Annotated in this window: 10 protein-coding genes; all 10 read left to right on the top strand. The window is 60.0% G+C overall.

Annotated features, from left to right (window positions below; all coding sequences use genetic code 11):
* Positions 1-33: 33 nt before the first annotated feature.
* The 10 genes from J8I87_RS29420 (at position 34) to J8I87_RS29465 (ending at position 10,037) form a co-directional block, all read left to right on the top strand.
* Entirely contained in the window at positions 34-2,283 is a 2,250-nt protein-coding gene (locus tag J8I87_RS29420) for a type II and III secretion system protein family protein (RefSeq protein WP_409518816.1), read from the top strand.
* Positions 2,284-2,304: 21 nt separating this feature from the next.
* On the top strand, positions 2,305-2,616 hold the full coding sequence (locus J8I87_RS29425; protein WP_209935642.1) for a hypothetical protein: 312 nt from the start codon (positions 2,305-2,307) through the stop codon (positions 2,614-2,616).
* A gap of 24 nt (positions 2,617-2,640) precedes the next feature.
* Entirely contained in the window at positions 2,641-3,942 is a 1,302-nt protein-coding gene (locus tag J8I87_RS29430; protein ID WP_209935643.1) for a TadE/TadG family type IV pilus assembly protein, read from the top strand.
* Between the two features lie 9 nt (positions 3,943-3,951).
* Positions 3,952-4,440, top strand: coding sequence for a TadE/TadG family type IV pilus assembly protein (locus tag J8I87_RS29435; RefSeq protein WP_209935644.1), 489 nt, complete (start codon positions 3,952-3,954; stop codon positions 4,438-4,440).
* Positions 4,437-4,901: a TadE family protein gene (locus J8I87_RS29440; RefSeq protein WP_209935646.1), complete on the top strand. Its 465-nt coding sequence runs from the start codon at positions 4,437-4,439 to the stop codon at positions 4,899-4,901. The genes J8I87_RS29435 and J8I87_RS29440 overlap by 4 nt, the downstream gene beginning before the upstream one ends.
* A gap of 27 nt (positions 4,902-4,928) precedes the next feature.
* A complete protein-coding gene (locus tag J8I87_RS29445; RefSeq protein WP_209935647.1) occupies positions 4,929-6,107 on the top strand; it encodes a CpaE family protein in 1,179 nt (392 codons plus the stop codon).
* A 17-nt stretch (positions 6,108-6,124) separates the two neighbouring features.
* Complete coding sequence (locus tag J8I87_RS29450) at positions 6,125-7,492, top strand: CpaF family protein (protein ID WP_209935648.1); 1,368 nt, start codon at positions 6,125-6,127, stop codon at positions 7,490-7,492.
* Positions 7,493-7,561: 69 nt separating this feature from the next.
* A complete protein-coding gene (locus tag J8I87_RS29455) occupies positions 7,562-8,539 on the top strand; it encodes a type II secretion system F family protein (RefSeq protein ID WP_209935649.1) in 978 nt (325 codons plus the stop codon).
* Positions 8,540-8,590: 51 nt separating this feature from the next.
* The gene (locus J8I87_RS29460; protein ID WP_209935650.1) at positions 8,591-9,559 is read left to right on the top strand and encodes a type II secretion system F family protein; all 969 of its coding nucleotides are present in this window, start codon (positions 8,591-8,593) and stop codon (positions 9,557-9,559) included.
* Between the two features lie 16 nt (positions 9,560-9,575).
* On the top strand, positions 9,576-10,037 hold the full coding sequence (locus J8I87_RS29465; RefSeq protein WP_209935652.1) for a MarR family winged helix-turn-helix transcriptional regulator: 462 nt from the start codon (positions 9,576-9,578) through the stop codon (positions 10,035-10,037).
* Positions 10,038-10,844: the final 807 nt, after the last annotated feature.

The following is a 10,844-nucleotide window of genomic DNA, read 5'->3' on the forward strand; positions in this document are numbered from 1 at the left end:
TCTCGACTTGCAGATATCGGGGGGCATGACCAAATGGAAACGACACCGGGGTTCTCGCACGGTAGCAACACGCACCGCTGCACATTGCGCCGCAAGGCGCTCGCCGTGATTCTTTGCTTTGGGCTGGTCGGCATGCAGAGCGTCCAGGCGCAGGAAGCGGTCGCCTATCCGGCGCTGGCGAGTCGCGGCGCGAATGCGCCGTTGCCTGCCGGACGCGGTGGGATGCCCATGACGGTCGCGATGGGCGGGATGCCAGCGGGCGCCGCGGGTGCCGCTGCTGTCGCAAACGGACCCTTGCCTCTGCGCGGCCCGAGCTGCACGGGCGAAATCCGCGACGAATCGACCGTCAACGTGGCCGTCGGTAAGTCGGCTCTCGTGCCCCTGCTCGAGCCCGCGCGCAACCGCACGCTCGGCAATCCGACGATCGCGCAGGCCGCGCTGGTGTCACCTCGTACTCTTTATATCGTCGGGATGGCCGTTGGCACGACCAACATGATCGTGCAGGGCAAGAGCGGCTCGTGCCAGATGATCAACGTCATCGTCAATATCGACGCGAACGGATTGCAGCAGGCACTCACGCAGCTGATGCCCGAGGAGCGCGGCATCCGGGTGTCGACGGCAGCTGGCAACCTGGTGCTGGCCGGTCACGTATCGAGTGCGCCCGCTGCGCAACAGGCGATGGTGATCGCGCAGGCATTCGCGGACTCGCAGCCCACGCAGCAGGCACAGTCGGGAACCGGCGTCATGGGTGGCGGCACGCCTGTGAACCAGCAAAGCTCGAGCAATAGCAATCCCTCCACCGTGATCAACATGATGACCGTCGACTCGCCGCAGCAGGTGATGCTCGAAGTCAAGGTGGCCGAGGTCGCGAAGACGCTGATCAACCAGTTGGGTTCGGCCGTCAACATCCAGGGCGGTTTCGGATCGTGGACGGGGGCGCTGGTGAGCAACCTGCTCGCTGGCGTGACGAGCGCCTTGGCTGTCAGCAAGGCCAACAACCGTCCGTTCAATCTGGCTGTCGATGCGCAAAAGACCGACAACCTGGTCAAGATTCTTGCTGAACCGAACCTCGTGACGATTAGCGGCCAGGAAGCCACGTTCCTCTCGGGCGGCAAGATCTTTATTCCGATTCCGCAAAGCAGCGGCAACGGGGTATCGAGTATCACGCTGCAAGAGGAAGAGTTCGGCGTCGGCCTCCGCTTCACGCCAACCGTGCTGTCGGGAGGACGGATCAGCCTGAAGGTGTCGCCTGAAGTGTCCGAACTATCGCCCACAGGCGTGACGGTCTCGGCTTCCGGCTCGACGGGTATTTCCATCCTGCCGCTTATCAACACGCGTCGCGCGTCAACGGTCGTCCAGATGCACGATGGCGAATCGTTCGCGATCGGCGGACTGTTGAGCAACAACGTGACGGGCTCGCTGAAAGCCGTACCGGGTCTTGGCGAAGTTCCCGTTCTCGGTGCATTGCTTCGCAGCACGAATTTCCAGGCGGACCTGACGGAACTCGTGTTCATCATCACGCCGCATCTCGTGAAGCCGATGCAGACCGCGAACTATCCGCTGCCGACGGACAGCTTCTCGAAAGTGAACGAGGCCGAAGTGTATGCGACGGGCAATATGGAAGGTCACCACGGCAAGACGCCTGGGGCGCCCGTGGGCACGCAGCCGGGGAATGCGCCGGGCAATGCGCCAGTGCCGGCACCTATGCCTGCACCCGCACCGCAGGCGCCCGCTGCGGCACCTGCATCGAACGTACTGCCACGAGATGAAACACCTGCAGTGGCTCAACCCGTACCGGTTCAAGCTGTAGTGGCTCAACCCCTGGCACAGAACCCGATGGCGGACGAGCAGGCAAGGATTGCCCGCATCGAGAGTGCTGCGGCCCGGATCGCTGAACGCGAGGCACAGCAGGGCGAGGCCGCGAACACGAGTAACGGGACGACGGCGTCACCTGGAGGCAAGGCACCGGCAGCGCAGCAGATGCAGGCGCCCGGCCGCGCACCGCAGGCACCCGCTGCACCGGCAGTGATGACATCGCCGCCGAGCGACGCGCATGCCGCGCAGGCCGGGCCGGGTGACGCCGCGTTGCCGGGCGCGTCCCGCGCCGGCCTGCCGCCTGGTCAGGTGCAAACCACGCGTCCCCCGTCGGTGCAGTCCTCGGCGACGGAAGACACGGCGGCACGGGTGGCGCGCATCGAAAACACTGCCGCAAGAATCGCAGCAAGCCAGGGACTACTGGACGTCGTCAGCGCGCAATTGGCAGATCACGCTCGCGACCTTTGATGTGCTGACAAGGGGAATCTCATGAAACTCGAACAGTTTTTCTTTACGCGTCGGGCGGCGCTCATGCTCCCGGTCTGCATCGCGCTCGGTGGTTGCATGTCGAGTACGCCGATCTGGGATGCGCATGTTGGCCAGGCGTTGAAAGCGGTCACCCAGGCGCAGATCATCGATCCGCATGCTGGCGAACGCGAACATGCCCCGGATGGCATCGACGGCAAGTCCGCTGCGTCGGCGATGGCTACGTATGACAAGTCGTTCGCGCATCCCTCCACGACACAAGGTGCGTACGTCATCGGCATAGGCAGCGGGAACGGGAACAGCAGCGGTCAGTAAAAACAACGCAGGTGGGAGATCGTCATGCGTCGCGTCAATCATTCCGGTATGCATGTAGCAGCTCGGCGGGGCGAGCGCGGCATCGTGGCGATCATCGTCGCACTGACGCTTGCCGTGCTGATCGGCTTCGCTGGGCTCGCACTCGATCTGGGGAAGCTCTACATTGCGAAGAGCGAACTGTCGAATGCCGCGGACGCCTGTGCACTCGCAGCGGCGCGTGACCTGACGAAGGCGGTGTCGCTCGATGCACCAGAGGCGGCAGGGATGACGGTGGGGTCGAGCAATAGGGTCTTGATGCAAAGCGAGAACGTGTCGCTTTCGACCAACAGCAATGTCACGTTCAGCAAGCAGTTCACTGGGCCCTATCAGACGAAGGCCAGTTACACGGCGGCGGATGTGCCTAGCATCGGATACGTTCGCTGCACGGTGACCCGCACTGGTATCTCGAACTGGTTCATGCGGGTGGTCAATGCCTCGCTCGGTCAGTCGGCTGTTGCCGCGACGGCCGTTGCTTCGACCACGCAGGCGCAGACGACCTGCGCGCTGCCCGTTGGAATCTGCACGCCGGCTGCCGGCAGCTCCTACAAAGTGGGGGACTGGATTCCCAGCAAGGTAGGCTCGGACAATTCGTTGACCGGAAACTTCATGTGGATCGCGTACCCTAACGATCCAAACGATCCGAGCAGTGGGTTTCAGACAGTGCCGGACATGAAGAAGCTTCTCACGGGTTCAGGACAGTGCTCATTGCCATCGCTGGGTACACAGGTCGGCCACACCGGCAACATCCAGAGCATGGACGGTGCATGGAACACCCGTTTCGGAATTTACCAGGGTTCGTACAATGCTCCGCCGGATCCTTCCGCGGCTGTGCCCGATTTCACCGGGTATTCCTACGTGCCCACAAAAGATGCAGGCGGAAACCTGATTCCGGGCTCCAATGTCTTCCCGGATTTCCGCGACAGAGAACGGGAGGCGCGAGCTCCGTACCAGGGAAAAACATCAACCAATCTCGATGTCCAAGGTGCCAAAAACGGAGCCCAACCATCGAGCTATTACGCCAATGGTTCCGACCGGCGGCTGGCGCTTGTGCCGGTGGTCGACTGTTCGGCATTGCAGAGTGCCAGCCAGAAATCGGCGATCCAGTCATGGGCCTGCGTGCTGATGCTTCATCCGATGGAGAAAAACATCAACGGTTATCTCAGCGGCACGATCTACGTGGAGTATCGCGGTGACGGGAGCGATCCAACCACGCCCTGCGCAACCCAGGGCATCCCGGGAAGCACGACGGCCGGCATCGGGCCGATGGTACCGGTGCTGGTTCAATAGGAGACGCTCATGCGCTCGCCAGGAAAATCGATGCGCCGCATGCGGGGCGCCGTGGCAGTCGAGTTCGGGCTCGTGGCCATTCCGCTGATCACGCTGCTGCTCGGCATCGCCGAGTTTGGTCACGCGTTCTATCAGTACAACACGATGGTGAAGTCGGTGCGGGATGCGACGCGTCTGCTGTCGGCGTATGACCCGACTGACGCGACCAACTATCCGCTTGCGCAAGCCCAGTGTCTTGCTGTTTTTGGCACCACGGACTGTTCAGGTTCGGCCCTTGTCAGTGGCCTGACGACAAACATGGTCGTGGTATGCGACCAGGTCAATACGTCGGGCTGCAGCGGGCAGTACAAGAACGTTCAAACCACTCCGGCCGCCGAGACCATCAATCTCGTGCAGGTCAAGGTGACGGGATACCAGTACTCGCAGATCACCGGGTTCTTCAACCTGGGCAGTCTGGTCTTCGGAGATATCAGCTGCGTGATGAGGCAAGTGCTATGAACAGAATCGCGATCCTTCGTCTGCCCGGTGCACGACGCCAAAAAGGTGTAGCCGCCCTCGAATTTGCTCTCGTCGCGACGGTGTTCTTTACGCTGCTGATCGGCGTGATGGAAGTAGGGCGTGTGCTCTTTTACTGGAACACGGCAGCGGAAGCCACGCGGATCGGTGCCCGGGTGGCCGTAGTGTGCGACATCAACTCCAGCCAGAGCACGGGCAATCCGGTGGTCAGGGATATGCAGCAGCTATTGCCGATCCTGAAACCCGCCAACGTGCAGGTGACGTATTTGCCGTCGGGCTGCGACGCCACGTCATGCACGTCGGTCACGGTTGCGATCACCAACGTGCCCGTCAATACCATGGTGCCGTTCGTGCCATTCAACCTGACGATGCCGCCATTTTCGACGACGTTGCCAAGGGAAAGCCTGAGCAGCGTGGGCGGAACCAATCCTACCTGTAGTTGAGCCATCGTCCGTAACAGGAAGAACGAAATGATCGACATTCTCATCAACTCCACCGAACAAGCGCATGCCGATGTGATTGCGCGGATTGTCGAGGCAGGGGATTCCAATCATCGCGTCAAGACGTCGAGCAAGGGACTGGCCGACCTGTGCGCGAATCGCGAAGCGCTCGACGGTGTCGATCTGCTGATTGTCAACGGTGGACAGATAGAGCTGCATGACTTCGACGCGCTCACCGGACTGACAGCACAGAACGCCGACATGACCTGCATGTTGCTGACACCATCGCCGTCAGCGGATCTGCTGATTCGTGCGATGCGCGCTGGAGTGCGCGACGTGCAACCCTGGCCTGTCGATTCCCAGCAACTCCAGCACGCCATCGAAGGCATCAGCCGCAAGATCAACGGCACGCGGCGCGAGGGCCGCGTGATTTCGTTTATGTCCTGCAAAGGCGGGAGCGGCACGTCGTTTCTGGCTGCAAATCTCGGGTTTGCCGCATCGGCAGCCGGCAAGCTCGTGCTGCTGATCGATCTTAACCATCAATTCGGTGAAGCGGCTTTCCTTGTGTCGGAGGTCACGCCGCCCGCGACTCTGGCCGACGTGAGCGCGCAGATCGACCGGCTCGATCCCGCGTTTCTCGATGCCTGCCTGACCCATGTCAGCGACGGCTTCGATGTCCTGGCGGGCGTGCCCGATCCAGCCAGGACAAAGGAAATCAGGCCCGAGCATTTGCAGCGCATCCTGAATCTGGTGAGGCACCGGTACGACCTCGTCATTTTCGATATCGGCCAGAGCATCAGCAATGTGTCGATCACGGTGCTCGACCAAAGCGACTTCATTTTTCCGGTGCTGCAACTGAGCCTGCCGTATCTGCGCGGCGGACGTCGTTTGCTCGAGATATTCCGTTCGCTCGGCTATCGCGGCGACAAGGTACGTGTGCTGGTCAACCGCTATCAAAAGAAAGGGCCCGTGGGCTTGCCGGAACTGGAAAAGGCGTTGAATCTGCGCGTGGCCAGCGTGATTCCCGAAGATGGCGCGTCGGTGTCGGCATCGATCAATCAGGGCGTACCGATCCTCCGGCTCGACAAATCGAGCGGTGTGGCAAAAAGCCTAAGCGAACTGGTCCGCTCGCTGTCACCGCAACCCGAGAATGAACGGAGCGGCATCCTGCAGAAATTCTTCGGCAAGCCGGCGCTGAGCCGGGCATGAGATAGAGGAGAGAAAAAATGGAAAGCGTATTGACGCTGCGCGAACAGTTCTCCAGTCAGGGTGGCACATCCGCGCCGGATGAGAGCCCCAACCGCAACCAGATGGCCAGGCGCGCATATCAGGAACTCAAGAGGAACGTTCACCAGGCCATCATCGATCGCGTCGAACTGGAAAAGCTTCAGCGTCTGTCGAACGAGCAGATCCAGTATGAACTGGCGCAGCTCGTCGAGCGCATCGTCGAAGAAGACAGCGTGCCGATCAACGAGGTCGAGCGGCGCAATCTCGTGCGCGACGTGCGCGACGAAATGCTTGGCTTCGGGCCGCTCGAAACGTTGCTGGCCGATCCGACCGTTTCCGATATTCTCGTCAACACGTACAAGCAGGTTTACGTTGAACGGCGCGGCAAGCTCGAACTGACCGACGTGACGTTCTATGACGACGCGCATCTGATGAAGGTGATCGAGAAGATCGTGTCGCGTGTGGGCCGCCGCGTCGATGAATCGAACCCGATGGTCGATGCACGCCTGCCCGACGGCTCGCGTATGAACGCAATCATTCCCCCGTCGGCCATTGACGGGCCCTTGATGTCCATTCGCCGGTTCGCCGTGAACCCGCTGAGCGTGAAAGACCTGATCGAGTATCAAAGCGTCACGCCACCGATGATGCAGGTGCTCGAAGCGCTGTCCGCCGCCAAGGTGAACGTGCTGATTTCGGGCGGCACGGGCAGCGGCAAGACGACGATGCTCAACCTGCTGTCGGGCTTCATTCCGTCCGATGAACGGATCGTCACGATCGAAGATGCAGCCGAGCTTCAACTGCGTCAGGAGCACGTGCTGCGGCTCGAGACGCGTCCGCCCAACATCGAAGGCAAAGGCGAGATCACCCAGCGCTCGCTGGTGCGCAATGCGCTGCGGATGCGTCCTGATCGGATCATCCTGGGCGAAGTGCGGGGCGCGGAAGCCCTGGACATGCTGCAGGCCATGAACACCGGCCACGAAGGTTCGCTCGCGACGATCCACTCCAACACGCCGCGCGATGCGCTCACGCGCCTTGAAAACATGATCGGCATGGCGGGGTTGAATCTGCCGCAAAAGTCCGCACGCCATCAGATCAGCTCGGCAATCAGTGTCATCGTCCAGGCCGCGCGTCTGACGGATGGACGCCGCAAGATCACGAGCATCTCGGAAATTACCGGGATGGAAGGCGACATCATCAATCTGCAGGAGATATTCACGTTCAAACGCTCTGGCGTCGACAAGGACGGAAAGGTGTGCGGGCATTTCTGCGCGACGGGCGTGCGGCCGAAGTTCTCAGAACGGCTGCAGGCATTCGGTGTCGCTGTGCCGGACTCGTTGTACGACCCGTCCCGGCTCTATCCGGTGTAACGGCGCGGCCAGGGAAGAAAAGGGCCGCGACGGGAAAACTGCCGCGGTTCAAAGGAAAGGGGCATCGTCATGAATTACGCATTCTATGCGTTCATCATCCTGGTATTCTTTTCGATCATCCTGCTGATCGAGGCCGGCTATTTCTGGTGGCAAAGCAAACACAGCGGTGAGGCCAAACGCCTCGAAAACCGGATTCGCATGATGTCTGCGGGAGGACACGGCAATGACCAGGCGATGTCCATTCTCAAGCAGCGCGAACTGAGCGGATCGCCGCTGTTGACCCGGATGTTGCTGTTGGTGCCGCGCATCCAGCTGGTGGACCGCTGGCTGGTTCAATCAGGGCTGAACTGGTCGATCGGAAAGTTCGTTGCGTACACGTTGATTCCGCCCGTTGTGGTTTGCATCGTAGGCTTTTTGGTCTATGTGCCGGTGCTGGCGCTTGTTGCCGCAATGCTGCTTGTTGGCATGTTCGCGCCGTTCAAGGTAAGTCGTGCAAAAAAGAAGCGGCTGAAGGCGATCGAGGAGCAGTTGCCTGAGGCGGCCGATATGATCGGCCGGTCGTTGCGGGCCGGACATTCTTTCTCGACGGCGCTCGGCATGGTGGGCGATGAAATGCCTGAGCCGATCGGCAGCGAGTTTCGCACGACGTTCGACCAGATCAATTTCGGCGTATCGCTCAATGACGCGCTGGGCGGGCTCGCCAGCCGCATACCGATCAGCGACCTGCGCTATTTCGTAATCGCGATCCTGATCCAGCGGGAGAGCGGCGGCAACCTGGCTGAAATTCTCGGCAACATCAGCCAGATCATTCGCTCCAGGCTGGCACTGCTCGGCAAGGTCAAGGTGCTGTCATCCGAAGGGCGGCTGTCGGCGTGGGTGTTGGGCTGCCTGCCGTTTGTGGTGGCGTTCCTGATCTCAATTCTGAATCCGGACTTCCTTCGGGTGCTGTACACCGATCCGACCGGCATCAAGCTGATCTGCGGGGCGTTCGTCATGATGGTGCTCGGCGTGATGTGGATGCGCAAGATCATCCGCATTCATATTTGAGCAAGGTTTGTTATTTTCATTCTTTGAGGATGGGTCGACCCCACGCCCGCCATGAAAACAGAACAACTCTTATTGCTGGCCGCCGTATTCGCGATTGTCGCCCTTGTCGCGTTCGGCCTGATGGCACTGCTGATGCCGAACTCGATCAACCGCCGCCTCGACAAGCTCACTAGCAACGAACAGGCCACGGCGGGAGGTGCGGATAACGAGGAGGCTCAATGGGTAAAGAAGATCGCTGCAGCTTCGAAGCCGATTGCGAAACTCTCTCTTCCTAAAGAAGGTTGGGAAGGTTCGGCGCTGCGTATGAAATTCATGCACGCAGGCTGGCGCAACGACTCGGCTCCGGGGATTTATTTTGCCGCCAAGACTGTCCTTGTGATCGGGCTGCCTCTTGTCTGCCTCGTGACGGCTGGCCCGTACCTGTCGAACCAGAAGAGCCAATTGCTTCTGATGGTGCTGCTCCTGCTGGCGGCCGTCGGCTACTACCTTCCCAACTTCGTGCTCGCTCGCAAGGTGAACAAGCGCAAGCAGACCATTTTCGAGGACTTTCCTGACGCATTGGACCTGCTCACGGTCTGCGTGGAGGCAGGCCTCGGGCTGGATGCGGCGCTGATGAAAGTGGCCGATGAAATGCACGTCAAGAGCCGGACCCTGAGCGATGAGCTACAACTTCTGCTGCTGGAACTCAGAGCGGGGATGGGTAAGGAAACGGCGCTCAAGAACCTGGCTCTGCGCACGGGCGTCGAGGAGATCGACGTGTTGGTCGCCATGCTGATCCAGGCCGAACGTTTCGGTACCAGCATGGGCGATTCCTTGCGCGTGCACTCGGACAATCTGCGGCTCAAGCGGCGCCTCAAGGCAGAAGAAGCGGCCGGAAAGATTGCGCTGAAACTGCTGTTTCCGCTGATGTTCTGCATCTTTCCGACGCTGATGCTGGTATTGCTCGGTCCGGCTTTCATTCAGATCCTTCGCGTGCTGCTGCCGACGATGGCTGGCCACACAGACGGTGCAGTCCAATGATGGCTGGAGAAGAACCATGACACACACGGAACGAAGTGCGGAGGTCGTCAAACTGCGGTTCTTGCTGGGTGTCAAGCTCGCGGCGTTCAACCAGTTCGTGGCTGAGCGTCTGGGGCTAAACGTGATCGACCTGGAATGCCTCGAAGTTGCCTATTCGGACAAAGTACAACCGGTCACGCCCGGCCGGCTGTCGAAACTGATGGGATTATCTCCAGGCAGTATTACGAGCTCCCTGAACAACCTCGAAAAAGCGGGACTGATAAGACGTGAGCCTGACCCGACCGATGGGCGGCGCATCCTGCTGCGTTTCATTCCAGGGAGCCGGACGGCCATTACGGCTTGTTTCGAACCGGTCAACCGCCATCTTGCCGATCTCGATGGCACGCTGGGCAGCGAAGAGCTGGAAAGCGTAAGAAGGTATTTTTCCGGTCTCCTGAAAATTATCGACGACTATATGATCGGCGATCCCTCCGTCTGACAGACATCCTTCGAGAAAAGAACGGCATATGCAATACAAGGATGGCCCAGTCCATCTGGTCGAGCCTGATAAAAGCACTGAGGTACGGGGTATGAGTACGGTCGTCGATAATGCTGGCAGATCTATACAAAGGCTTCGTTGCGCGCTCACCCAAGGCGGTCAATGATCTATGCAATGCACAGCTATGCGTGGACCGGAACCATGTGCGAACTGGGCAAAACGCGCGCGCGCGACGAGCCATGGTGACGGCAGACGGTTGGCTGATTGCCGAGCGGACTTCGACTCGATCATCTGCTGACTCGAACGCCCATATCTCTGAACTCGGCGAGAGAGTCCGCAGAGCGTGTGCCCATCAAACAGACGCTGTTGCGGCATCGCGGGCATTATGGAGGAAGCGCGTGACCTGGGTATCTCGAACGTAACGCTCTACCGGCTCATTGATGCTTACCGGATGCGCGATGCGGACAGGTGAAGTCAGTCTCGAAAACACGCTGGCCAATCGGATTGACCCGGGACCGACCTAGGCTTGACTCTGGCAGAATGCCAGTTTGACGAAATCGTCCTCGAAGTCGCGATTCCAATTGTGTGTCTGTCACAATGGACTGTAAGGTAGCTGTTCTTCAAGGAATCGGTCACTAGTCTTACCGATGACGGAAAAGCTTTCTGAAGGGGATACACGCGGCACAGGCAGATTTATTGCTAATGCGCTATACAGCGACCTGGATAAAGAGCTTCTTTCGAATCCCGAGTGGGTGGTTGGCGGGTCAAGTGCGGGCGTCAGCCCGGCGAAGCGAACACTTTACGCGC

The organism is Paraburkholderia sp. LEh10 (assembly GCF_017814945.1).
GTDB lineage: Bacteria > Pseudomonadota > Gammaproteobacteria > Burkholderiales > Burkholderiaceae > Paraburkholderia.